Origin of the sequence: Desulfospira joergensenii DSM 10085, from assembly GCF_000420085.1 — a bacterium.
GTDB classification, from domain to species: domain Bacteria; phylum Desulfobacterota; class Desulfobacteria; order Desulfobacterales; family Desulfobacteraceae; genus Desulfospira; species Desulfospira joergensenii.
Genome location: NZ_ATUG01000001.1, coordinates 2,288,471 through 2,311,800 on the forward strand (window position 1 = coordinate 2,288,471; position 23,330 = coordinate 2,311,800).

At 53.9% G+C, this 23,330-nt stretch carries 21 protein-coding genes; 8 read left to right on the forward strand and 13 right to left on the reverse strand.

Translation table 11 applies throughout. The features are described 5' to 3' along the window. Positions 1-19 precede the first annotated feature (19 nt). From F608_RS0111565 to F608_RS0111575, 3 genes are all read right to left on the reverse strand, one after another. Positions 20-1,126 carry a DUF3798 domain-containing protein gene (locus tag F608_RS0111565; protein WP_022665803.1) on the reverse strand — a complete coding sequence of 369 codons (1,107 nt, stop codon included), beginning with the start codon at positions 1,124-1,126 and terminating at the stop codon, positions 20-22. Between the two features lie 82 nt (positions 1,127-1,208). Next, on the reverse strand, positions 1,209-2,369 hold the full coding sequence (locus F608_RS31595; RefSeq protein WP_022665804.1) for a double-cubane-cluster-containing anaerobic reductase: 1,161 nt from the start codon (positions 2,367-2,369) through the stop codon (positions 1,209-1,211). 1 nt (position 2,370) lies between these two features. Next, on the reverse strand, positions 2,371-3,648 hold the full coding sequence (locus F608_RS0111575) for a double-cubane-cluster-containing anaerobic reductase (RefSeq protein ID WP_022665805.1): 1,278 nt from the start codon (positions 3,646-3,648) through the stop codon (positions 2,371-2,373). A gap of 247 nt (positions 3,649-3,895) precedes the next feature. Here F608_RS0111575 and F608_RS31600 point away from each other — a divergent pair, with 247 nt between their 5' ends. Beyond that, entirely contained in the window at positions 3,896-4,597 is a 702-nt protein-coding gene (locus tag F608_RS31600; RefSeq protein WP_022665806.1) for a Crp/Fnr family transcriptional regulator, read from the forward strand. Positions 4,598-4,678: 81 nt separating this feature from the next. Next, complete coding sequence (locus F608_RS0111585) at positions 4,679-4,960, forward strand: TIGR04076 family protein (protein WP_022665807.1); 282 nt, start codon at positions 4,679-4,681, stop codon at positions 4,958-4,960. A 137-nt stretch (positions 4,961-5,097) separates the two neighbouring features. Here the strand turns inward: F608_RS0111585 and def are convergent, their stop codons facing one another. The 6 genes from def to F608_RS0111615 are packed head-to-tail and all read right to left on the reverse strand — an operon-like array spanning position 5,098 to position 9,982. After that, positions 5,098-5,631, reverse strand: coding sequence for a peptide deformylase (gene def / locus F608_RS0111590; RefSeq protein WP_022665808.1), 534 nt, complete (start codon positions 5,629-5,631; stop codon positions 5,098-5,100). Between the two features lie 27 nt (positions 5,632-5,658). Next, a complete protein-coding gene (locus F608_RS0111595; RefSeq protein ID WP_022665809.1) occupies positions 5,659-6,366 on the reverse strand; it encodes an ABC transporter ATP-binding protein in 708 nt (235 codons plus the stop codon). Then, positions 6,366-7,121, reverse strand: a complete 756-nt coding sequence (locus F608_RS0111600) for an ABC transporter ATP-binding protein (protein WP_022665810.1) — start codon at positions 7,119-7,121, stop codon at positions 6,366-6,368. The genes F608_RS0111595 and F608_RS0111600 overlap by 1 nt, the downstream gene beginning before the upstream one ends. Then, a complete protein-coding gene (locus F608_RS0111605) occupies positions 7,114-7,998 on the reverse strand; it encodes a branched-chain amino acid ABC transporter permease (protein ID WP_022665811.1) in 885 nt (294 codons plus the stop codon). The genes F608_RS0111600 and F608_RS0111605 overlap by 8 nt, the downstream gene beginning before the upstream one ends. Positions 7,999-8,000: 2 nt before the next feature. Beyond that, positions 8,001-8,876 carry a branched-chain amino acid ABC transporter permease gene (locus F608_RS0111610; RefSeq protein WP_022665812.1) on the reverse strand — a complete coding sequence of 292 codons (876 nt, stop codon included), beginning with the start codon at positions 8,874-8,876 and terminating at the stop codon, positions 8,001-8,003. A 5-nt stretch (positions 8,877-8,881) separates the two neighbouring features. Beyond that, on the reverse strand, positions 8,882-9,982 hold the full coding sequence (locus F608_RS0111615) for an ABC transporter substrate-binding protein (RefSeq protein WP_022665813.1): 1,101 nt from the start codon (positions 9,980-9,982) through the stop codon (positions 8,882-8,884). 366 nt (positions 9,983-10,348) lie between these two features. On the opposite strand from F608_RS0111615, the gene F608_RS0111620 reads away from it, so the two are divergent. The 5 genes from F608_RS0111620 (at position 10,349) to F608_RS0111640 (ending at position 15,895) form a co-directional block, all read left to right on the forward strand. After that, a complete protein-coding gene (locus tag F608_RS0111620; RefSeq protein ID WP_022665814.1) occupies positions 10,349-11,119 on the forward strand; it encodes an IclR family transcriptional regulator in 771 nt (256 codons plus the stop codon). 69 nt (positions 11,120-11,188) lie between these two features. After that, complete coding sequence (locus F608_RS0111625) at positions 11,189-12,166, forward strand: TAXI family TRAP transporter solute-binding subunit (RefSeq protein ID WP_022665815.1); 978 nt, start codon at positions 11,189-11,191, stop codon at positions 12,164-12,166. A 28-nt stretch (positions 12,167-12,194) separates the two neighbouring features. Further along, complete coding sequence (locus tag F608_RS0111630) at positions 12,195-14,075, forward strand: TRAP transporter permease (protein WP_022665816.1); 1,881 nt, start codon at positions 12,195-12,197, stop codon at positions 14,073-14,075. Positions 14,076-14,113: 38 nt separating this feature from the next. Then, complete coding sequence (locus F608_RS0111635; RefSeq protein WP_022665817.1) at positions 14,114-15,334, forward strand: CaiB/BaiF CoA transferase family protein; 1,221 nt, start codon at positions 14,114-14,116, stop codon at positions 15,332-15,334. Between the two features lie 87 nt (positions 15,335-15,421). Continuing rightward, complete coding sequence (locus F608_RS0111640) at positions 15,422-15,895, forward strand: flavin reductase family protein (RefSeq protein WP_022665818.1); 474 nt, start codon at positions 15,422-15,424, stop codon at positions 15,893-15,895. 318 nt (positions 15,896-16,213) lie between these two features. Here the strand turns inward: F608_RS0111640 and F608_RS0111645 are convergent, their stop codons facing one another. The 4 genes from F608_RS0111645 to F608_RS0111660 all read right to left on the reverse strand — a co-directional run bounded on the left by F608_RS0111645 (position 16,214) and on the right by F608_RS0111660 (position 20,748). Further along, on the reverse strand, positions 16,214-16,822 hold the full coding sequence (locus tag F608_RS0111645; RefSeq protein ID WP_022665819.1) for a flavin reductase family protein: 609 nt from the start codon (positions 16,820-16,822) through the stop codon (positions 16,214-16,216). Further along, positions 16,819-17,937, reverse strand: coding sequence for an FmdE family protein (locus tag F608_RS0111650; protein ID WP_022665820.1), 1,119 nt, complete (start codon positions 17,935-17,937; stop codon positions 16,819-16,821). Before F608_RS0111650 ends, F608_RS0111645 begins: the two co-directional genes overlap by 4 nt. A 14-nt stretch (positions 17,938-17,951) precedes the next feature. Next, on the reverse strand, positions 17,952-20,084 hold the full coding sequence (locus F608_RS0111655) for a TonB-dependent receptor (RefSeq protein WP_022665821.1): 2,133 nt from the start codon (positions 20,082-20,084) through the stop codon (positions 17,952-17,954). Between the two features lie 136 nt (positions 20,085-20,220). After that, positions 20,221-20,748: a helix-turn-helix domain-containing protein gene (locus F608_RS0111660; RefSeq protein WP_022665822.1), complete on the reverse strand. Its 528-nt coding sequence runs from the start codon at positions 20,746-20,748 to the stop codon at positions 20,221-20,223. Positions 20,749-21,174: 426 nt separating this feature from the next. Here F608_RS0111660 and F608_RS0111675 point away from each other — a divergent pair, with 426 nt between their 5' ends. Next, complete coding sequence (locus F608_RS0111675) at positions 21,175-23,322, forward strand: TonB-dependent receptor (protein WP_161626848.1); 2,148 nt, start codon at positions 21,175-21,177, stop codon at positions 23,320-23,322. Positions 23,323-23,330: the final 8 nt, after the last annotated feature.

Consider the following 23,330-nt stretch of genomic DNA (forward strand, 5'->3'; position numbering starts at 1 on the left):
AAGCCGGATGGGCCTGTCTTTAATAGAATACGGAATCCATGAGGATGAGATAGTAATTATCCAGTTCCGGTTTCATCTTGTTAAACCGGACATCCACACCGGCCACCTCCCGGGCAATGGGGGAGAGGCTGGCCACACTGACGCTGGCCAGCTTTTTGTCGATCATCTGCATGGCCACTTCCGTGGAAAATTCGGGAAAGAAATATCCCACAGCCACGGGCCAGGTGGAAAGCCGTCCGGTACAGCCTTCCTGGGCCGCCTTTTTCGTGATCATGGCGTTGATCTTGTCAAAGTCGCCGGCCTCATCTTCGGAGATCTCCAGTTCCATGGCCGCCGGGAATCCCTGGGTGGGCGTGGGACAGCACTGCTCGGCCATGATGAATTTAAGTTCCAGGGCCTTGGCAATGATCACGTCCTGCATGGGGCAGTTGGTGCCGAAGATGCAGGTATCCTTGCCGTACCGGGCGATCTGTCTGGGGATGTCCTCGTTCAGGAACTGGAGCATGGGAGTGGACCCGGCTCCGGTCTTGGGATCCGGGGTGTTGAGGCTGACGAACTTCATGCCCAGCCGCTTGCAGGTCTCTGCCATGGTGTCCCTTCGTTTGGCCAGAACCTCCTTGGCCATATGGGTGGGAAAGGAGTAGTGGATAAAGGTCTTGGCGCCCATTTTCTTTGCCTTTTCCGGAATGGAGATCCCCCGGCCCACCCAGTCGGTGTCCAGGCAGAGATCAACGTACTTGGCCATCATGTCCGGATCATCCCAGATGGGGGCCGTGATCACGATCATGTCCGGCCGTTTGGTCTTTACCTTCTGGATGGCCGGCAGAATACCCGAATATCCGGCGCAGATGATAATGGCCTTGATATCTTTCTGGTCTCCCAGGCTCAGGATCTGGGTGATGGCGGTCTCCTGTTCTTCCTGGTAGTTTTCGGGCAGGGAAATGTGCTTGATCATGCCCGGATATTTTTTAGCCACCCGGACCGCGCCCCGGAATTCATCCTCGCTGGCCGACAGGGTGGGGGTGACGATGCCGATGCGGTAGTCTGCCTTGGCCAAGGCCATTCCCGCACCTGCCGTCAGGCTGAAGACCAGGATAAAAATCATACATTGAAATCTCTTTTTCATTTTTTCTTCCTTTTGTTTTATTTTTTACTATTTATACCCCGGCCGCCAGTGACCCGGGCTTGCAAACAGAGGGGTCCTTTGATCAGGCAATCATCTCCAGAAACGCCTGGATACGGGTTTCCAGCTGTCCCATATCGTTTTCTGAATAATCGGTGAGAATCTGCATATAGGGGGTGTCAAACCGGTCCTGGACCGCTTCGCGAACGGAAAAGGCCTCGACATTGTAGGTGTGGCAGGCGTTCCAGGTCAAATCGATCACCCCGTCTGCCCGATAGTCCCGGATCAGTTCTCCGATCAGGTCCAGGCGCCCGGTGTTGGGACTCATGCAGGCGCAGGCAATGTTCAGGTACTTTTCCGCCAGAGCCCGCAGGGGAGGCAGAGTTTCATCCACCCGGCGGCCCACGGACTTGAGTCCGCCGCAGGACTCCATGGCCACCACGCATCCCCCTGCCTCTTCAATAAGGAAAAGCACCTTTTTGTTGGTGGTGGGGCAGCCGGTGAGCAGGATCCTGGGCCGTTTTTTCATCTGGTCGGTAAAGGCGTGATCCCCTGCCCGCTCCAGGATCTTTTCCCGGGCCGATTCCATTTCCGCCATGCGGATTTCCAGGTCACACTCAAACCCGGCCATGGAGGTGATATGAGTAATCTCAGACCCGTAGACCAGGGGCAGGTCTCCCGCATTCAGACCAAAGATCGATTCAACGGTTCGCCGCAGCCGGTTGTAGATCCGGATCTGACCGGCAAGTTTCTCCTCTGTGATAAGATTGCCCGTCATCTTTTCCAAGAAATCCACGGCTTTTCGGATTTCAGTCTCCCAGGCCCTGAAGTTCTCCGGCGCCCCGGCACTCTGGGGAAGCAACAGCAGGTGAAGGGGCCTGATCCGGGTCAGCAGCTCAAACATCTTCTTTTTGCCGTCGCAGGTGGCATCGGCGAGCAGAAAATCCGTCATGTGAAAATAGGGGCAGGTATCGCCCACGGCATGGCCGTAGCTGGACTTGATCAGGGGACAGAGATTGGCCGGCAGATGCTCCTCGGCCGCCGGGAAAGGGTCCTCGGAACCGGCGCACAGAGACACGGGAATGCCCCCGGCCGCAGCCACCACCTCCTTGGGGGTGAAGGCGCAATAGAGCCCCACGATTTTCCCGCCGGAGGCGCTCAGGGCCACTCCCCGTTCATAGACCCGGTCCTCAATATCCTTTATATAGGCTTGGTCAAAAATCAGCCCGGGCAGATCCAGGGCCATCTCACCCCACCTGCTCGATAAAGGCCTGGATCCGGGTTTTGATCTGGCCCACATCCTCCATGCCGTAGTCGGTCTCAATCCTCAGGCAGGGCATTCCCTTTTCCTCCAATGCCTTTTCCACGGGGACGGCCTCCATGAGATAGGGCTGGCAGAACTGGAGACCGTAGTGGATCACCCCGTCCGCCTTATACTCTTCCGCCATTTCCATGACATGGTCCAGCCGGTCCGGGTTGGGGGTGAAGATGGCGCAGTCCACCTTGAAATACCGGTCGGTTATGGCATCCATGAGCTCATCCAGGGTGGATCCGGAATCGTTCGTAAGATTTCTGACTCCCCGCTCTCCCACACAGGACTCTTCACCCACGATAACGGCCCCGGAGGTTTCCACGATCCAGGGCAGTTTCCAATTGGGCACGGCCATGGGACAGCCGGAAAGCAGGAGCCGGGGCGTCTTTTCAGAAGCAATCCCCTTTTTTTCTTCCACGCGCTGTTCCAGCTCATCACAGATCTTGTTCAGGGACTCGGTGAACCGGGCCGGGTTGTCATAAAAAGAGACCTGGTTGGCCAGAAGGGCGTCCAGGCCGGAGACGGGAGCCGGATCGGCTTTTCTGAGCCCGGCCAGGCGGTGGAGGGCCCGTCTTTTTGCATTGACGGTTTCAATGGCCTGTTTCAGGGATTCCACGGTAATGGCCTTTCCGGTCATGGCCTCCACAGCCTGGCGGAAACGGTCGTATTCAGACCGAAGCAATGCCCGGCCGTTTTCCGACTTGACCTGGGGAAGGTCCATCACGTAAAGGTTGTCCACCAGTTTTCCTAAAGATTCATAGGCTTTTTTCTTACCGTCACAGGTATTTTCCCCCACGATCATGTCTGCGCTTTCCAGGTAGGGACAGACCTTTCCCAGCTTGAATCCAAAGGAGGATTTGATCAGGGCGCAGGTGTTCCGGGGCAAATATTTCTCCACCTCTTCCATGGCGAAATCCGCACCCGAGCAGAGCCCCACCAGGGTGGCGCCGGCGGCCAGGGCGATCTCTTCCGGGACAAACACGCAATAGGAGCCGATGATCTTCCTGCCTTGGGCTTTTTCGTCCACCAGTTCCTTGATGCGCAGGCCGTGGACCTCGCTCATCACGAAATCAAAATAGCCCATTCCTTCGGGCCGTTCCTTCTGGGCCAGGTAGATATCCCTGTACCCGGATCCCAGAACATTTAAAAGGGCATCATGGGCGCTCAGATCCAGGCCAAGATCCTGCCACATGGAAGTATAGTCTTCACTCATAGGTTTTCTCCTTTTCACCGGTTTAAAATCAGTTCAAGCGATAAATTGTAGTCAGCATCCAGGAAGCTTGGCAAATTTTTAATATCTATAGGAACCGTATAAACAAATTGAGAAAACTGATGTTAGTGATATTTTGAATCCCCGGGAAAAAGCCTGCCAAATCAATTTTTTTATATTTAAAATTGCTTTTTGCCCCTGATTTAGTATTACTCGAAGAAAACATGATGATCATAAGGAACGGCTGACCATGAAATGCGACTGCGGCAATTTTTACAGCCCCAATACCCCGACCACGGACAAATGCTTTAAAGACTTCTGGATTTTTAAGGATTTCCGCCCGGATCAGCTGATCCGGCTCAAAGACATCGGGATCAGAAGAATCATCAACAAGGGAAGCCCGGTTTTCCGGCAGGGGGATCCCATCAATGAGGTATTTCTCATCAAAAGCGGAAGAATCAAACTCAACAAAGTCCATGAAGACGGATCCGAAGTTACCCTGGATTTCAGAAAAGCCGGGGACATGATCGGGGAAGATCTTTTTTCCGGCAAACAGATCTATCCCTTAAGCGCATGGGCCATCGAAAACACCGTGACCTGCGGTTTTAACATTAATTCCTTTGACGAGCTGATATTGGATCATCCGGAGATCGGATTAAAGGTGATCCGGTCCATGAGCCATAGGATATCCTCCATCACCGACCGCCTGGAAAGCATGTCGGAAAACAACCTTGAAAACCGCCTCTACAACGTGCTTTCCAGTATCGCAGAAGAGCATGGAACCCGGGTCGCAGACGGGATAGAACTCAAGATTCCCCTGACCCATGAAGACCTGGGATTCCTGGTCGGAGCCCACAGGGTCAGCATAACAAAGGCCATGAAAGCCCTTGCCGGCTGCGGGAAGATCCTGAAAACCGGGAAAAAAATAACCATGACCTCATCTTTTTTCTAAAATGTAGTCCAGGCTACAGAAATTCCTTTTTTTATTCCCTATTAACAGGCATGGCATAAACATCATCTTAAGGAGGTAAAAATGTCAGTCAGTTTTCCAACAATAGGCAATAAGGTTGTGGCAAGGATCCTTGAAACAAAGAGAGATTGCACCATCGGCATGAAGCCGGGGGATGAATTTGAACTGAGCACCCATAAATGCGGCGATTTCTGCGGGCTCTTTTACAGCAACATCGCCGGCTGGGTAAAGACCCTCCAGTTCGGGGGAACCTTTCCCATGGGAGAAGATCCCGATGTCATGGTCTGGGACTGTCCCAATCCCAACAACCGCGTCAAAGTGGAGTTAAAGCGGATAAAGGGATAAAACCCGCATATAATTTCCCCCCGGCATGGACCTAAGATCAGATCCATGCCGGGCCATCTTTCCCGGGCTGAGGTTCGATGGAATGATAACCGACGCCATCGCAGTCAAGTCGACGTGCCGTCCTTTACCTTTCCCCTTTAATTCTTTCCTGAAAGTATCCTTAGGAACTCTTTTTCCGTGACAATCTCCTCGTTGGACTCCACCCGGTCCAAAAAGACCTTCCCGTTCAGGTGGTCTGATTCATGCTGAAAGATCCGGGCGAGAAAATCGGTGAACCTGGTTTCCCTCTCTTCCCCGTTGACGGTGCTGAATCTGACGGTGACGGAGGTGTACCTTGGAACCATGGCCCTTATCCCCGGGATGCTCAGGCAGCCTTCCCATCCTTTTTCCTTTTCCTTTGATGTCTCAAGGATCTCCGGGTTGATCAGGGCTGCGGGCTCCATCTCCGGGGCATGGGGATACCTTGGATTGGGCCTGGACGCCATGATGAAAATCCGGCTGGATTCATAGACCTGGGGTGCGGCGATTCCCACCCCGTTGACATCTGCAACCGTGACCATCATATCCTCTATCAGGGACTGGATGGCCGCTTCTTTGACATCTTCCACCCGGGCCGCTGTTTTTCTCAAAACAGGATGGCCCAGCTGGGCGATCTGGAGAAGTTTTGCCATTGTTCATATCTCCTTATTTTTCCCGGGTTACCCGCCTAGGTAGAGGCGCCGGACCTCGTCGTTTTCCAGAAGCTCCCTGCCTGTGCCGGTGAGGCGGTTTTTTCCAAGCTCCAGTACATATCCCCTGTGGCTGACGGAAAGGCCTTTTCTGGCATTCTGCTCCACCAGGAGGACCGAGGACCCGTTTTTGGCGATATCTGAAATCTGATCAAAGATCATATCCACCACAAGGGGAGCCAGGCCCAGGGAAGGCTCGTCCAGAAGCACAAGGTCGGGCTTTACGATAATGGAACGGCTCAGGGCAAGGAGTTGTCTTTCTCCGCCGGACAGGTCCCGGGCGAAAAAATTCTTTTTCTTATCCAGGACAGGATATCTTTCCAGGACCTGCCGGATCCCGGAGTTGAGGGCCTGTTTCTCCTTGAGCAGGGTGCCGGACATTTCAAGGTTTTCGATGATGGTCAGGTTGGGAAAGATATTCATGCCCTGGGGGATAAAGACCAGCCCCCTTTTTCCCCTCCGGGCAATGGACATCCGGGTAATGTCCTCGTCTTTGAATGTGATCTTTCCCCGGGAGGGGATCAGCTGCCCGGCCACGGTGCGCAGGACCGTGGATTTCCCGGCGCCGTTGGGGCCGATGATACAGACCAGCTCCCCTTTTTCCAGGTTCAGGAAGATATCCGAGAGTACCGGGGCGTTTCCATACCCGGCGGTGAGATTTTCAATGGACAGCAGCATCAGGCCTCCCTCCCCAGATAGGCTTCAATCACTTTTTTGTTCTTCTGTACCTCATGGGGCGGGCCCGAAAAGATCAGGTTTCCCGAGTCCATGACAAAAACCTCGTCACACAGCTCAGACACCAGAGGCATGTTATGCTCGATAAGGAAAATTTTTATCCCCTGATCCTTTAGGGTCTCAAGGATCCTGACCAGGCGCCGGATCAGGCTGGGATTGATCCCCGCCGTGGGCTCGTCCAGGATGATCAGCCTGGGCTCGGCCATGAGCACCCTTCCGATCTCCAGGAGTTTCTGCTGGCCGTAGCTTAAATCCCCGGCAGGACTATTTGTTAATCTTGTCAGTTCAAGGGTCTCCAGAACGGAGACGGCCTTTTCCATGTTCTTTCTTTCCTGGGCCGCCACTTTGGAGGGTCTGAAAAACAGGGGAATAAGATCTTCCCCCATCTGATTGGGGGCAGCGGCAATCAAATTGTCCAGGACAGAAAGAAAGGGCAGAACCCTTGTCTGCTGAAAGGTCCGAACGATCCCCTTCCGGCTGATCACATGGGGGGCAAGCCCGCTGATCTTTTCATCCTGGAAATGGATGCTTCCCCGGTCCAGGGGGTAAAAGCCAGTGATCATGTGGAACAGGGTGGTTTTGCCGCTGCCGTTGGGCCCGATCAGGCCGGAGATTCCCTTTTGAGCCAGGCAAAAGGAGACATCGTCCACGGCCACAAGGGCGCCGAACCGCTTGGAGATCCTGTCCAGTCTAAGCATTCGACCCCCTTCCTGCCTCTGAAATGATCCCCTGGGGGCGTTTGAGCATCATCAGGATGAGGATGAGGCCGTAGACCATTCCCTGGAAAGGGGCCACAAATCTCACATATCCCGGAGGTACCGGGATAAACCGGATGATCTCGCCGAAAAAGATGACGGCAAAGGCCCCGGCAACAGGACCCGTCCGGGTGCCCCTGCCCCCCAGAACCACGCAGAGAAGAACCAGGATGGTTTCCTGGAGGGTAAAATCCGAAGGACTGATATAGGTGATATAATGGGCCCACAAGCCGCCGGCAAGTCCGGCAAAAAAGGAGCCGACCATAACAGCTTTGGTCTTGAGCCGGAAGGTGTTCTTGCCCAGGGCCTGGGCCACGAATTCATCCTCCCGGATCACCTTTAGGGCCCGTCCATAGGGAGAATTTGCAATCCTGTAAAGCAGCCCAAAGGTAAAAAGGGCAATCAAAAGGGCAAAGACCAGGAAAAGGGGAAGACTTTCCACCCCGGACCCGGTAAAAGCCGGTCTCGGAATGCCCGGCAGTCCCATGGGCCCTCCGGTAAGATCCCGCTCGTTTAAAAAAAAGAGATGGGCCATCTCGGCAAAGACAAAGGTGGCAATGCCGAAATAATCCCCGGACAGACGGAGGGCCGGCAGGGAAAAAAGGCTGCCCCCGATGCCGGCAATGACCGCTGCCATGAGCATGGCCAGAGGGATCCATACGCCTTGGAGGCTCAGCAGGGCGGATGCATAGGCCCCGATGCCGAAAAAGGCAATGTGCCCGAAATTATAGAGTCCTGCATATCCCAGCTCCAGGTTCAGGGAGAGGGCAAATATGGAATAGATCAGGCAGATAATGAGGATGTGAAGGAGATAGTCCATGGTCAGCGCACCCCCCCTGCAATTGAGAATATCCCTTTGGGTTTGAAAAGAAGGAGAAGGATGATCACGCCGAATGAAATGAAATCCTTATAATCGGGCGAGATAAAGGCCACGCCCATGTTTTCGGCAATCCCGATGAAAAGACCGCCCAAAAGGGCTCCCCATATATTGCCGGCCCCGCCCAGGAGCACTGCGGCAAAGGCCTTGACCAGGCTGGTCATTCCCATCATGGGTTCCAGGTTGGTGTCCAGGGCCAGGAGAATGCCGCCGGTCCCTGCAAACACGGCCGCAAGAATCCATATGGCGGCCGTCACCTTTTTCATGCTGATTCCCATGATGGCGGACAGCTCCATATTGTCTGACACGGCCCGCAGGGACTTGCCCAGCAGGGTGCGGGTCAGCAGAAAGTATAAAACACCAAAAAAGACCAGGGCCGATACCATCATGAGAATCTGGATCTTTGTGATATAGACCCCCCAGAAAACCAATCCCTGGGACAGGGGCAGATCAAAGGTTCTTAAGTCGGATCCCCAGCAAAGACGGATACCGTTCCTTAAGAGATAAGACAGCCCGATGGAGGCGATGAGAATGGCAATGGGATTGGAGTTGCGCAGGGGTCGGTACACGAAAAAATCCTGGGCAAGCCCCATTCCCACGGTAATGACAAGGGCCGGGATCACGGCAAAACCCAGGGGAAGAGAAAAGGGGGGCGAGAAGAACATCAGGCTCAGGTAGGCCCCCCAGGTGATCAGTTCCCCATGGGAAAAATTGATAAACTTAAACACCCCGTAAACCATGGCAAGCCCCACGGCAAACATGGCGTAAATGGATCCTGCAATGATCCCGTTTGTCAGCAGTTGAAAATAGTAGACCGTCATGAAATTTACTTATAATCCGTGATGGCTCCGTTTTTGACCGTCCACCGGCCGTAGGAGGCGCCCACATCCCCGTTTTCATCAAAGGTCTTGTCGCCGGTGGCTCCCATATACCCCTTGCCTGCTTTCATCAGGGCTTCCCGGATATCATCGGGGCTGTCCGAGGCGGCCTCCCCCAGGGCCAGGGCTGTCAGCTTGACCATGTCATAGTTGTATTCGCCGAATACGGGAATTTTCTTGCCCGGATATTTCTTGTCCCAGGCGGCTTTAAAGGCCTTGTACTGGGGCGTATCCTGGGAAAAAGTGGGATAGGTCCCGATGACGCCTTCAGCAGATTTTCCGGCAAGCTGGACCAGTTTGGGGGATTTGGAGGCCGAGCCCATGAGCCATTGCACCTTGAGACCGGTCTCATAGGCCTGTTTTAGTATGGTGGCGCCCTCTTTGATATAGGTCAGGTTGACCACGGCCTTGGGATTGTGGCGTCTCATCTTCAGGATCTCGCTCCTGTAATCGGCTTTTCCCTCGCCATGGGGTAGTTCTTCAAGGATTTTACCGCCGGATTCCTCAAACTTTTCCTTAAAAACCTCAGCCAGGCCCACGCCCCAGTCATTGTTGACATAGGTCAGCACAACCTCCTTATATCCCAGGGACTGGGTCAGCTCTGCCACGCCGATCCCCTGGAGAAGGTCTGAAGGAAAAACCCGGAACACATAGGACCCGCACTTGGTAATGGCGGCTGCCGCACTTTCCGCACCCACGAGAACCGTTTTGTTGTTCTGGGCAATGGGGCATACGGCAAGGAAATTGGAGCTGGCTGCCGGGCCGAAGATCAGGGGGAGTTTATCAATGGTGATCAGTTTTCTAATGGCGGAAACCGACCCCTTGGACGTGGAGTTGTTGTCCTCAAACAGGATCTTCAGGGTATTTCCCTTGATGCCGCCGGCCGCGTTGATCTCATCCGCGGCCAGGAGCATGGCCTGCTGAAATCCTTCCCCGTAAACAGCCAGTTTTCCGGTCAGCGGGGTAACCGCCCCCACGGAAATCTCTCCTGCCACGGCAGTTCCCAGCAGAAACAGGATGCCGATACTGCCAAAGATAAATTTTTTCATGATTTTCTCCTTTTTAATATAAAGATCCGGAATCTTCCCGGCAGGGTTTCCATGATATGGATCTCTTCTATCATTTCATACCTTGCCCTGCAGTGCCCGGATCAAGAGTACAGAGACATGGAGCAGAAGAAAATTCTCTCCTGCTCTTTTGTCCCGTTCAATTGTTGAGATTGTTTATACAGAACTGAAGCATTATTCTCAAGACCATGTTTTTTGACTGGCCAAGCAGGGACAACTGCCTGAAAAAAATTCGATTTTTTAAAACAAATCCTTGACATTCCATTTTTACCCCAGTATTCAATTCCTTAATGCGGTACAAATCTTTTCAAAAATTCCGCATATCGGAATTTTATCAGGAATATTCAAATGCCAGACAAAGACCATATTAAATCCATTGAAAAATGTTTTACGGTTCTGGACTGCCTGGACCGGGCCGAGACACTCCTGACCCTGGAGGAAATCGTTCAAAAAACCGGATACAAGAAAACCACCTGCTTTAGACTGATCAAAACGATGATGGCCCTGGGCCTGGTGGAGACCGCCCCTGGCACCAAAACATACCAGTTCGGAACCCGGCTGGTCTCCCTGGGATTGTCTGCCTTGAAAAACATGAACCTCCACACCTATGCCATGCCCATCTTAAAGCGATTGAACGACGAGACAGGGGAAACCATCAACCTGACGATTTTAAACGGCACAGAGATCCTTTATGTGGAGCGGATCATGTCCGACTATCTGGTAAACATCAACGTCAATATCGGGGATCGTCTGCCCGTATACTGCGCCAGCATGGGAAAGGCCATTCTGGCCTTTCTCCCCCCTCCCAGGCTGGAACAGATTTTAAAGCAGATTGAATACCAACCCAAAACAGACCGGACCCTTCTTTCCCGGGAGGCTCTTTTAAAGGAACTCAAAGAGATAAGGGGCCGGGGATTTGCCATCAACGATGAAGAATTGGAATTGGGATTAAGGGCAGTGGCCTCTCCTGTATTCAACTATGCAGGAGAGGCCTTTGCCGCAGTGAATATCGCCTGGACAACGGCCAGGCGGCCGGAAAGAAAAGCGTTTTCTGAGTTCTCCGGCAAGATCATATCCGCGGCCCGGGAGATTTCCCGTCTCATGGGATATACCCCCTAGGCTCTGGGTCCCAGTTGGAAGACAGCAAGATCAGTTCAACACAAACACCTTATAAAGGAGGGACAAAGCATGAATGTAAAATGTACATTTAAAGGATTGGTTCTCTTGGTTTCGTTGATATTGATACTGGCCTGGGCCCCGTCGTCCATGGCATCCCAAAAAATGCTGATCGGATCAACATCGGCTTCATCCAGCCACTACGGATATTTTGTGGCTGTATCCCAAGTCATCAACGAAAAAGTTCCCGGCCTGAAAACCTCGGTTGTGGAAACCGGGGCCACGGTGGATAATCTGCGACGCTTTTCCCGAAAGCAGATTGATTTGGGGCTTGTAACGACCAATGTCCTGTCCCAGGCCTATGCCGGCAAACAAAGCTTTAAGGGAAAACCGGTAAAATCCAAGCTGCTCTGGGTTTACGTTATTGCTCCCCAGAACGTCATCCTCAGAAAAGACGCGGGAATCCATAAGATTTCAGAGCTTGCCGGCATACGGTTTAACCCGGGCCTCAAGGGATCGGCCACGGAAAAGACCAGTGAAGCGGTTTTCAAGGCCCTGGGCATCCAGCCCGAATACGTCCGGGGCTCCACCACCGACATTGTCTCGGCCGTCAAGGACAACCATATCAAAGGGTATGTCAAATCCGGATCCGGCCTGAAACTGGATGCCTCTTCCCGGGACATTTCCACCTTCACCCCCATTACCATCCTCTCTCTGACCGATGAACAAAAAGGCCGGATCCGGGATGATCTTCCGGAAGTTTCCATTGTGGACGTTCCTGCCGGAGCCGGTCCCGGCATCGGCCCATACACCACATGGGGGTTTGCCGTAGCCTGTAGCGCCAGTCCGGAACTGGACGACCAGACCGCCTATGAGATTGTCAAGGCGATCTGCGAGGACAAAACCGTCCAGGCAACGGCCATGTCCAGCGTTAAAGGTGCGGATTTCGTGGAAATGACACTGAAATACGCCACCTCTCCCATCCATCCGGGAGCCATCAAGTATTTTAAGGAAACAGGAGCTAAAATCCCGGCCGGTCTGGCAGAGTAATCCACCAAAGAACCATGGGAGTTCCGCCATGAAATCACTCGAGAATCTGCGAACCGGCTGCATTACGGCCATATCTGTCCTGATCAGCCTGTTTGTCCTGTACACCTCGGCCACAGGACCCTTTGAAAGCATTATTCAACGGGCCCTTTTCCTGGCACTGCTGATCTGCCTGGGCGTGCTCTACTACCCCCTGGGGGAGGGCACGCCCCTGCGGCCGGCCGGAATGGTGATCGATGCCCTCATGGCTGCGGCATCTGTTTTTGCCTGCGGTTATGTCATCTATCATTACGACATGATCATGACCACCCTGCCCATGGCCGGAAAGGTCGATATCTTCATGACCGCGGCCCTTGGGGCCACCATTCTGGAGATTGCGAGAAGGGCTATCGGGTACATCTTCCCGGTGATCGTGATTCTCATCCTCTGCTATGCGCTTTTTGGCCAGTATATCCCCGGCGACCTGGGCCACAGGGGTTTTGACATCTACTTTGTCACGGAAACCCTGTTTCTTGGCGATCTGGGCGTATGGGGGATGCTCATGGGGGTTGCGGCAACCATCATTGCCGCATTCACTCTGTTCGGTGGAATTCTCTTGAACACGGGCGGAGGACAGACCTTTATCGACCTTGCCATGCGCCTGGGGGGGCGGGCTCCCGGCGGCGGGGCCAAGATCGCCACCATTGCCTCGGGGCTTTTCGGCATGGTCAGCGGCAGTGCCGTGGCCAATGTGGCCACCACGGGCAATTTCACCATCCCCCTGATGAAGCGGCTCAACTATCCCGCCCCCATGGCTGCCGGGACCGAGGCCGTGGCCTCCACCGGCGGTCAGCTGGCCCCGCCCATCATGGGGGCGGCCGCCTTTATCATGGCGGAAATCATCGGCGTGGATTACGTCAACATCATCCTTGCCGCAGCCCTACCTGCCTTTTTGTTCTATATGGGAGTTTTTCTGACCATTGACGTTATGGCCAGGGAAAAAAATCTTGGCTCCCTGACCGATGCCGAGGTTCCCCCGTGGAAAGAGATCCTTTACTGGAGACGCCTCACCCCGGTGGTGGTTGCCCTGGGGGGTCTGTTCTTTGGTATTTTTAGAGGCAATGCCATCCAGACCGCGGCTTTTTACGGCATGGCCGCCGCCCTGGTCGCTTTTCCCGTCACCCGGATAAAATCCCTGTCTGACTTGAAACCGGCCGCAACCCAGCTCAACAAGGGATTCCAGGACTCGTCCCGGGGACTTCTGATCATCGGCATCCTTCTGGCCGGTGCCCAGATCATGGTGGCCATGATCAACATGACCGGCCTTGGGATTACTCTTTCCTCTTTGATCGTCAGTCTCGGGGGGGATAAAATTTTCCTGATCGCCTTTATCGTGGCCATTATCTGCATGATCATGGGCATGGGAATCCCGACCACGGCAGCCTATGTCCTGGTGGCCGCCGTCCTGGCCCCGGCCCTGATCAAGGTGGGGGTTCTTCCCATTGTGGCCCATCTTTTTGTATTCTACTATGCCACATTGTCCGTGATCACACCACCAGTATGCATCGCGGTGTTTGTGGGTGCAGGCATTGCCAATACCCCATGGATCAAAGCGGCCAGGTATGCCCTGTCTCTGGGGGCCGTCACCTATATCATCCCCTTTTTATTCATCATCTACCCTGGGATGCTGGCCCAGGCCGGAGTGGACGGATTTGTAAGGGCTGCCCTGTCCGGAGGGCTCTTTGTCCTGGCCTTTTCCAACCTTTTCGGGGGCTTAAGAACCTCTGGCCGCAGGATCGTTGATATCCTGCTGTGGCTGGTTGTGGCCGGACTCGCCGTCATCCCCGGGATTCTGTCAACCCTCTGTGCCATTTTACTGACCATCGGCCTCTACCTGCTCAGGAAACGGACCAAGGCTTTGAACCCGGCATAAAATTAGAATGGATACGAATAGTTTTTTTGGAGATCTGAATGGAAGATAAAAAGAGTAAAGGTGCTCTGAACGGAATCCGGGTGCTGGATCTGTCCAGGGTTCTGGCTGGCCCCTTCTGCACCATGCTCCTGGGAGATATGGGAGCTGAAATCATCAAAATCGAAGTGCCGGGCCATGGGGACGATTCCAGGCGGTATCCCCCCTTTATCAAGGAGGAGAGTGCCTACTTCATGAACCTGAACCGGAACAAGAAAAGCCTGGTATTGAACCTCAAAGAAGAACAGGGCAAAAAAATTCTCCTGGACCTGGTCAAAAAGTCCCATGTGATCCTGGAAAATTTCAGGCCCGGCACCATGGAAAAGCTGGGTCTTGGATACGAAACCATCAAGGCACATAATCCGGATATCATATACTCCTGTATCTCAGGATTCGGCCATTCAGGCCTGTATAAGGACCTGCCCGGTTACGATATCATCGGCCAGGCCATGGGCGGCATCATGAGCATTACCGGATGGCCGGACAGCCCCCCCACCCGGACCGGCACGGCCATCGGAGATGTCCTGGGCGGGCTGTGCTCCTGTATCGGCATCCTGACCAGCCTCATGGGCGTCCGCAACGGTCATCCCGGTCAGAAGGTGGATATCTCCCTGGTGGACTCCGTGGTTTCGGCCATGGAAACCATCATCCAGATTTACCTGGTGGAGAACCGCATTCCGGAAAGAACCGGAAACCGGTATGAATTCATCTACCCCTATGACACGTTTAAAGCCAAAGACGGGTGGGTGATCATTGCCGTGGGAAATAACAAATTGTGGGAGATCTTCTGTAAGGCCATTGAACGGACAGACCTTCTCGGGGATGACAGCCTCAAAGACAACTATGACCGGGTAAAGGTACATGAAAAAATCAAGAAGATCGTGGAAGAATGGACAGGAGACAAGGACGTGAAGGATATCATTGAATTTTTCCAGTCAAAGCAGATCCCCTGCGCCCCGGTCTATACGGTCAAGGATGTGGTGGAAGACCCCCACATTGCCCGGGCAAGAAAAATGATCCGCGATGTGGACCATCCAGTGGCCGGCCCCATGAAGTGCATCGGATCCCCCGTCAACCTGTCTGAAACCCCGGCCCAAATCCATTCCCCGGCCCCGCTTTTGGGACAGCACACCGAATCGGTCCTCAAAGAGATTCTGGATATGGACGAAGACCGGATATCCGACCTGAAACTAAGAAAAATCATCTCCGGAACCGGAACGTAATTTTGCTTGCAAAGGGGCCTCTATAAAATATAATTGAATGGTACTCTGGAAAGATCATGTTTTCATACTCAATCAAAGGAGTATCAAATGAAAAAAGAATGGCTTGCGGCCTTTGGGCAGATGACATACGGGATCTATGTGCTGACATCCGGGCATGAAGATGTGATCAACGGGATGATCGCATCCTGGGTCTCCCAGGTTTCCTATGATCCGCCCCTGATCATGGCGGCGGTTCATCCCAACCGGTACTCCCGCGGTTTGATTGAAAAAAGTAAGGCATTCGGCCTCCATATCCTGGACCGATCCCAGAAGGAGATGCTCTCCCGGTTCAAGGGCCCGGATCCCCAAAAGAAGTTCCAGGGACTGTCCTGGGAACCCGGGAAAACCGGGGTCCCGATCCTGAAACACTGCCTGGCCTGGTTTGAGCTCAGGGTCAAGGAGCATCTTGAGCCGGGCAATCATGCCCTGCTCCTGGGAGAGGTCATCGGATCCGGATGCCCGGCATCCGGGACGCCCCTGACCACCCTGGATTATGAGGGAATGTATACGGGTAAAAATTAAATCCAGGCATCCCCTGTCCAATCAGGTCCTTGGATTTCCCGGCAGGCAACCGCATATAGAATTACCGTCCCGGTGGAAAGGCGGCAGGGGCTTCAGCGGAGACATCAGGGGGATTTTGTGCGGGCTCTTGACGGTTTGGAACGGCAAAAGGGTGGCCTGTTTGAGCTTTGCGAGTTGCCGCCCTTTCGTGGAAAGCCGTTTAGAGCCCGTACAAATTCTTCCCTCTGCGGAGATGAAGCCCCTGCCGACGGAATTGCATATTCATATACGTTCTTCCTGGATTTTCCGGCACTGTCGGGTTCGGTTGAAAAACCCTTCTCAAGAACCGTGCATCTTTTCCAGGGGATCCTTTCCGTCAGGGAACATGGCCCCAAAGGGATCAAAGGATTCCAGATCGGACAGGGTGGAGTAGTGCATGCCCTTTTTGCTGCCGGTCATCATCAGGGGTTTCGCCTTTTTGATGTCCAGGCCCTTGTCCGGGGTGAGGACATCGTCTTCCACCTCCAGCCGGAGCACCCGGCCCATGATCAGGGTATAGCTCTTCCCTTCGTGAAACTCGGCAAGCTCGCACTCCATCCAGGCATAGGCCCCCTGGATGCCCGGCGGATCCACAAGGGAGGAGGGTTTCTCGGACAGCCCGGCCAGTTCGAACTCATCTTCTTCGGGGCTGGAAAACCGGGCCGTGGGAATCACCTTATCGCAAAAATCCGTTCCCACCAGATTGACCACAAACTGCTCAATCTCGCGAATGTTATCCAGGGTATCCCGTTTCCTGGCCGAAGCCAGGCAGATCAGGTCCAGGGGCCTTAGAACGGGCATGATGCAGGAATAGGGAGCGATATTCCTGATCCGGCTTTTGCTGATGCTTGAAATAAAGGCAACGGGAAGGGGCATGAACCCCTCCCTCATAAAGGGTTTGAATATCATGATTTCTCCTTCTCTTTGTTGGGGGAATTGGGTTTGGCCGAAGAAAACTCCTCTGTCCAGGAAGGATCCGGGCCAAGAATCTCTTCCAGGGGATTGGCGCCCATCCGGATCAGTCGCTGCAGGTCTGCCTTGTTTTCAATTTCTTTGGTGCCCACTACGGAAACAAAGGTCTCCGGCCGGGCCAGGTGCTGCATGAAAAACCGGTTATAGGCCACATGGAGCCAGGGATTTTTCTTCCAGTCCAGGACAAATCCGGGCCGGGCCAGAAACTGTTCAAAGGCCCGGGGCTGCCAGTCAAACCCCAGGACCCAGGCCTTGCCCGTCCCGGTCCTGGGGTTGTGCCGGATAATGATCCCGCCCAGGCCCGGGTAAGCCTTTTCAGAGGTAGTCCACGGCCGGCTCCAGGGATAGGCCATGGTGCCGTACCCGTGTTTGCCCGGGGTCAGGTTGAGAAAGGTCTGGATCAGATCGTCCTGGCACCAGGCCGGGGCCCCGAGGTAAATATACTTCTCCTCTTCACCCAGGGGCATATGGGCAAGGATATACTCGGCCGTAAAATACCCGGTAAAGACTCCGCAGCAGAGGTGATCATGGAACAGGGCCCCGTCCAGAATTTCCATGGGAACGTGGTCGGCCCATCCATTGGCCAGGGTAACCAGGGAAAAGGCTTTTTTTCCGAACTCTTTATTGAACAGCCCAAAATCCGTTCCGGCCTCTACCTTGATGTTGACCGGGGAAGAACAGACCGGGCCGGAATCTCCGGAACTGATAAGCACCATAACCAGCCGGTCCGGAACCCTGCGGCTGACAAAGGCCATCCACAAAGGAGATCTGGCCGGTTCATGGACCAGGAGCAGATTGCCCCGGCCCAGGCTGATCCCGGTCTTCCGGGTCACCTCATCCAGGGCGGCCCGGGCCGGGACCTTGTCCAGGAAGGAAGACCGGGCATTGGTGAGGCAGGCCGCATCCTGATCCAGGTCCATGTGTTTTCCGGCCATGGCCATGGCCTTTTGGGCAAACAGGATTGGGCCTGCATCCGAAGATGGAGCAGATCCGGTCCCGCCCCATACCTGGACCGGCAGTAAAATACAGATCAAAAAAATCCATTTTTTCATCTTTTATTTCTCCTCTAAAAACAGAACCGGAAACCGGCCATGATTGTTGCGCCGGGCATGGGATAACCGTCCTTTTCCTCGTAATCCTCATCCAGGATATTCTGGGCCGCAGCCTCAAGATCGATGGCCAGGCCGTTTTTCTCCCAGAACCGGTAGGTGGCGGATAGATTGACCAGGGTATAGGCCTGGAGTTCCTCCAGGGCCGTGCCGTTAAAATGATCCCTTTCATCCACGTAAATTATCCAGAGTTTCGTTTTAAAGCGGTCCCTGGCCCAGTCCACTCCGGCCTTGACCATCATGTCGGGAAGGTCGGGAAGCTCGGTGGAAAGGTTGTTGTCTGTATCCCATGGATCGTCTGCCTTGGAGCCCTTCTGCCAGGTCAGATTGGCCCAGGCTTTCCAGCCGTGGCCCAGGTCCCAGGACGCTCCTGTTTCCACCCCTTTGATCGTTACCTCGCCGATGTTGAAATAGACAGATCCGATACCTGAGACCGAGACCGAGGAGATATAATCCTTAATGTCGTAATAGTAACCCCGGACAAAGAAATCGACATGTTCTCCCACGCCCTGGTCCCAGGTCAACTCATACTGAATGGCCCGTTCCGAGTTGAAATCGGTGTTAAAGTACTGGGTGGCGTTGTTCAGGTACCACCAGAAATACTCCGGGGAAGAGGGATACCGATGGACAATGCCCCACCGGGCCGTGAGGGAGGTCTTTTCATAGGGACGAAAGATCAGGGCCAGTCTCGGGTCCAGGTGGACCTCGCTCAGATCGTTTACCCCGGTTGTCCAGGTGTAGCCAAAGGCGTCGGGATCCACACTGTCCGCCCGGAACCATTCCTGGCGCAGCCCCAGTTCCAGGGTGGTGTCCGGCCGGATCTGCCAGGAGTCCTGAAGCCAGAGGGCGTGATAGGCCATAAGATCGGGCTGGCCCTTGAACCCCTCCCTGAGAAAGGTGAAATAAGGAGAATAGACAGACCCGTTAAAATAGCTCGTATCGATATAGGTAACCTGCTGGTCCCCCCATCCGTATCTCCGGGTTTCGGCTCCGGCCTCCAGGCTGTGGGAGGCGATCTGTTTGGCAAACTCAGTTTTCAGGGACCAGTTGTTGTCTTCGGCATCGGTCTGCCGCCCGTAGATCTTTTTTGACGGGTCTGTCACATCAAAGTACTCTTCCGTGCTCTCCTGGTTCCACAACCGGCCGTCCACCCGGAAATGGCCGTCTGCCGTATTTTTCAAGATATATGCGGTCAGGTTGGTATTCTCATCTTCGGTTTTGCTGCCGTCTCCCCAGGCATCCCAGGCCTGGGCTGAGGTGGCCAGCCGGGCCCCGATCCCGGGGCCCCGGAGTTGATCGGCATCGGCATCCGGATACCCGGAATCGTAATAGGGACTGTCAGAACGGTTGTACACGGGATTTCCGTTTTCGTTCTCGGAATGATCCATGCCCGCACCGATTTCCCAGGATCCGGGAAGGTCAAAGCTCAGCCGGGCGGAAACATTGTCCCGGTCTGTGAAGTTATTGCGCAGGTATCCGTCACTCTCAAAATGGCCTGCATTGACTGACCATCCCAGGGGCCCTTTTTTCCAGGCATGGGAAAAGCCGCCGGTCAGGGTGTCCTGACTTCCCAGAAAAAGGCTGCCGGAAGTCCGGGGATCTTCGGAAGGAGCCCGGGTCTTAAAATCGACGACCCCCCCCAGGGCATTGCCGTACTTGGCAGGAAACGGGCCCCGGTAGATTTCAATGGCCTCAATGGCCTCCAGGGAAATGGTGCTCCAGTCCAGGGCTCCGTTTCCGTATGATCCGTCCCGGTTCAGGAAGACCCCGTCCTGGAGTATGGAGATCCGGGTTTCGTCAAAGCCTCTGAGCCGGAGACCGCTTCCGGGGCCGGCCAGGCTGCTGCGCCGGATCTGAATCCCCGGAGCGGTTTCCAGTGCATCCAGGACATTGCCGGAAATCCGGGGGATCTGAATTTCCTCCACATCAATGATATCTGTCCCTTTTTGCTTTTCTTTTTCTTCGGTCACGGTCATGGGGTCAAGGGTTACCGTGTTTTCCTCATTTTGGGCCTGATCGGCCAGGAGAAATTCCGGTCCCGGCCATGCCAGAAATATCAACACCAGCAAAATCAATTTGAAACGGTTCATCTTTCTTTTCCTTTTGTTAGTCACGGTTAAAAGCCTGTTCACCAAATAAAAAAGGACCACAAGATCCCACAGCCCTTGATGAAAGGACTGAAAAGACCTTCGTGGTCCTAAAGATAACCTCCCTGATACCCCGGTATCAGGACATATTATGATGAATCAGGAGAAACTCGGATTCTTCCAGAATTTCCAGGCAATGATCTTGAAGCGCCTTGAACCGGACCGCATCACCAGGACCCAATTCATGGCTTTTGTCCATGATTGTCAGCCGGATCTTTCCGGAAAGAATCATGCAGACCTCGGCGGTATTTCCGTGTACATGGGGCTCTGACAGGGCCCTGACATCGGCACCGGCCTTGAGATGGAAAATTTCAAAGTCCGGAAAACCCGCGCAGGTCCCCCTGATTCCGTTTTTATCATAAAAAGAAGCTTTGGCCGTTTCGATTTTTTCCGCTTCCGCCATTTTGACCAGCTCGTTTGCCGTAAGCTGGAATACCTGTCCCAGGGCAAAAATGGTTTCAAGGGTGGGATTCCCTTTTCCCGATTCAAGCTTTGCCACGGTGGCCCGGGTGACATTTGCCCTCTGGGCCAGTTCTTCTGCTGTCATTCCCCGCTTCATACGGAGATTCCGGATAATCGAAAAATCAAACGCCCTGCTTTTTTTCATAGACGGCTTTGTATATTATATATTTCATTATGTCAATTATATTTACACCCGGGATCACCTGTTTTTTTTGCTTTACCCCTTTTGCTGTCAATTTCAAGAACCCTGATCTTCCCTTTTACCGGAATTTATCCTCAAAAAAGCGCGTTTGGCGGGCCGCCATATCTGGATTTTTATCCTTGACATCATGGGAAAAACAACTTTATAAATAACTTCAACCTTCGCAGAAGCGAAAAAGAAGTACATCTATTTGGTTTGTAAATATAGCAGGGGAGATCATCGCCTCACCTTCCCTGCGAACAGGCTTAGAGTAAAGAAGCCAGGAAGGTTTCGATGGATACAGATCGGAATCTCCTGGCTTTTTTTGCCTTCTCTCCGATCTGTCTGAAATTCAACCCGATTCAAGCATTATTTAAGGAGCAGGCAATCATGAAAATTCAACAGGCAGTTATTGGGATATTGATTTTGTTATTTGGCCTGACGCCATTGGCCGTTGCAGGTGAGGTTGTTCATTTGCCGGAAATGGAAGTTACTGCGAAAAAAGAGGTTTCTGCGGAAGGAAATGTGAAACTCATCTCCATAAAAGAAGAGGCCACGCCCGTGACCTCGTCCCTTCCGGATGTATTGGACAAGGTTTCCGGGCTGGACATCCAGACAAGGTCGATCATGACTCCCAAGAGCAGCCAGGTAAAAATCCGCGGCCTGGATGAGAGGCGCTCCCTGATCATGATGGACGGACGGCCCCTGAACGGTACCGGCGTCATGGGGGGGCAGTTCGTGGACTGGAGCGTGCTCTCCCTTCAGAACATAGAGGATGTGGCCGTGGGCAAGGGGGCCTTCAGCGCCAAATATGGGAACACCCTTGGAGGCACCATTAACCTGATTCCCATAGAGCCGGAAGAAAAGCCCTCCCTGAATGCCGCCGTGGGATACAAGCGGTACGACACCTTTTCCACGAGTGTGGCCGGATCTGTCAAAACCGGGAACCTGGGCAGTTTTATCTCCGGGGGATATCAGAAAACCGGCGGCCACCTGAGAAACAGCAGTGCCGAGAAAAAGGATTTTTCCGGCCGGTTCTCCTATGACCTGGGGGACACTGGCAAGCTGACCTCCTCTGTCCGGTATACCAACGGGGATTTTAACATGCCCGTGGGAAATGAGCCCGGCCAGGCCGGCTTTGACCCCTCGTATCCCTCATCCATAGGGTCCTATCTCATCGGCCCGGGCATCAAGTTTCCCACGGGAGACACCCACGGGGACAACAGCTTTTATACCAAGGAAAGGGTGGAACTTGACCTGGGGCTGGAAATGGACTGGAGCGGATTTTCCTCCCAGGCCAAGATCTATTTTAACAATGAAGACCGGGAAGACACCATTTATTCCTACAACCAGGAAGAGGTGGTGCTGAAACGGGAGGCAGTGCCGGACCGTTCCTGGGGCTGGGTCGCCAGAACGGAAAAAAATATCTCCGAACATCTTGTGGGCATGGGACTGGACGGCAATTACCAGGGGTACGGCGGAACCGACAACACCTATGTGAGAACCGGTTATTTTGCCTCGGCTGTCAGCGACGGCGTGGACGACTGGGACGCCACCCGGTGGCACGGCCTTTATCTGGACGATACCTGGTCCTTTTCACAGCGGCTGGAACTTTACGCAGGCCTGCGGTATGAAAATTACTTCGGTGACCGGAGAGTGGACCAGGTCACCGGATACAACGCCGCCGGAAAACCCGCGGGATTTGAAACCGTGGAGGCCAAATTCGATGAAGATGCCCTCCTCCCCAAACTGGGCCTGGTCTTTCGTCCCGGTTCGGAAATTGCCCTGCACGGCCGGGTAGCCAGGGCCACAAGGTTCCCGGACAACCCGGCATTTTACTGGTATTACGGGGGATACCGGCCGGAGGTGGACCCCAACAGTGATGTGGTCCGCAAGGATCTGACCTATGAGGATGCCATGGAATACGAGGCCGGGGTCACCTATACCGGTCTGCCCGGACTTACCCTTAAGCTTAACTGCTATGTCTACCAGGTGGACGACTATATCCGCTGGATCTTCGGATACGCCCCCAGCCGGGTGGTGTACAATATCGACCGGGTCAACTTCAGGGGCGTTGAAATCGATATCCAAAAACAAATCGCAAACGGCTTTTCCGGTTTTGCCAACCTGACCTGGCAGGAGACCGAAAAAGAGGGGGATGTTCTGGACGGCAGCAATGCCCTTTCGGACGAACTTTCCGAACTGCCTGAATTCAAAGCCAACTTCGGCATTAAATACCAGGGGGAAAACGGGTGGGAGGCAAAGGCCACCCTGCGCTGGGTGGATAACCGCCAGGTTCCCTACCTTTCCTCGGGAAGTTCCGAAGAGGGCACCCCTTTGGGACAGACAGTCACCCTGAAGAATATGGAAGAGTTCACCGTGGTGGATCTGCTGGTCAAATATCCCCTGCCCAAAACCCTGGGAAAAGGATACATCACTGCGGGTGTGGAAAACCTGTTTGATGAGAATTACGAAGAAGAATACGGATTTCCCAACCCGGGCCAGACCGTTTTTCTGGGTCTGGAATTTTCCTATTAATCCAAACA

What these genes read in the sequence shown, in the direction of transcription:
- F608_RS0111565 (WP_022665803.1), bottom strand. Translation starts at nt 1,126, where the DNA reads ATGAAAAAGAGATTTCAATGTATGATTTTTATCCTGGTCTTCAGCCTG.
- F608_RS31595 (WP_022665804.1), bottom strand. Translation starts at nt 2,369, where the DNA reads ATGGCCCTGGATCTGCCCGGGCTGATTTTTGACCAAGCCTATATAAAG.
- F608_RS0111575 (WP_022665805.1), bottom strand. Translation starts at nt 3,648, where the DNA reads ATGAGTGAAGACTATACTTCCATGTGGCAGGATCTTGGCCTGGATCTG.
- F608_RS31600 (WP_022665806.1), top strand. Translation starts at nt 3,896, where the DNA reads ATGAAATGCGACTGCGGCAATTTTTACAGCCCCAATACCCCGACCACG.
- F608_RS0111585 (WP_022665807.1), top strand. Translation starts at nt 4,679, where the DNA reads ATGTCAGTCAGTTTTCCAACAATAGGCAATAAGGTTGTGGCAAGGATC.
- def (WP_022665808.1), bottom strand. Translation starts at nt 5,631, where the DNA reads ATGGCAAAACTTCTCCAGATCGCCCAGCTGGGCCATCCTGTTTTGAGA.
- F608_RS0111595 (WP_022665809.1), bottom strand. Translation starts at nt 6,366, where the DNA reads ATGCTGCTGTCCATTGAAAATCTCACCGCCGGGTATGGAAACGCCCCG.
- F608_RS0111600 (WP_022665810.1), bottom strand. Translation starts at nt 7,121, where the DNA reads ATGCTTAGACTGGACAGGATCTCCAAGCGGTTCGGCGCCCTTGTGGCC.
- F608_RS0111605 (WP_022665811.1), bottom strand. Translation starts at nt 7,998, where the DNA reads ATGGACTATCTCCTTCACATCCTCATTATCTGCCTGATCTATTCCATA.
- F608_RS0111610 (WP_022665812.1), bottom strand. Translation starts at nt 8,876, where the DNA reads ATGACGGTCTACTATTTTCAACTGCTGACAAACGGGATCATTGCAGGA.
- F608_RS0111615 (WP_022665813.1), bottom strand. Translation starts at nt 9,982, where the DNA reads ATGAAAAAATTTATCTTTGGCAGTATCGGCATCCTGTTTCTGCTGGGA.
- F608_RS0111620 (WP_022665814.1), top strand. Translation starts at nt 10,349, where the DNA reads ATGCCAGACAAAGACCATATTAAATCCATTGAAAAATGTTTTACGGTT.
- F608_RS0111625 (WP_022665815.1), top strand. Translation starts at nt 11,189, where the DNA reads ATGAATGTAAAATGTACATTTAAAGGATTGGTTCTCTTGGTTTCGTTG.
- F608_RS0111630 (WP_022665816.1), top strand. Translation starts at nt 12,195, where the DNA reads ATGAAATCACTCGAGAATCTGCGAACCGGCTGCATTACGGCCATATCT.
- F608_RS0111635 (WP_022665817.1), top strand. Translation starts at nt 14,114, where the DNA reads ATGGAAGATAAAAAGAGTAAAGGTGCTCTGAACGGAATCCGGGTGCTG.
- F608_RS0111640 (WP_022665818.1), top strand. Translation starts at nt 15,422, where the DNA reads ATGAAAAAAGAATGGCTTGCGGCCTTTGGGCAGATGACATACGGGATC.
- F608_RS0111645 (WP_022665819.1), bottom strand. Translation starts at nt 16,822, where the DNA reads ATGATATTCAAACCCTTTATGAGGGAGGGGTTCATGCCCCTTCCCGTT.
- F608_RS0111650 (WP_022665820.1), bottom strand. Translation starts at nt 17,937, where the DNA reads ATGAAAAAATGGATTTTTTTGATCTGTATTTTACTGCCGGTCCAGGTA.
- F608_RS0111655 (WP_022665821.1), bottom strand. Translation starts at nt 20,084, where the DNA reads ATGAACCGTTTCAAATTGATTTTGCTGGTGTTGATATTTCTGGCATGG.
- F608_RS0111660 (WP_022665822.1), bottom strand. Translation starts at nt 20,748, where the DNA reads ATGAAAAAAAGCAGGGCGTTTGATTTTTCGATTATCCGGAATCTCCGT.
- F608_RS0111675 (WP_161626848.1), top strand. Translation starts at nt 21,175, where the DNA reads ATGAAAATTCAACAGGCAGTTATTGGGATATTGATTTTGTTATTTGGC.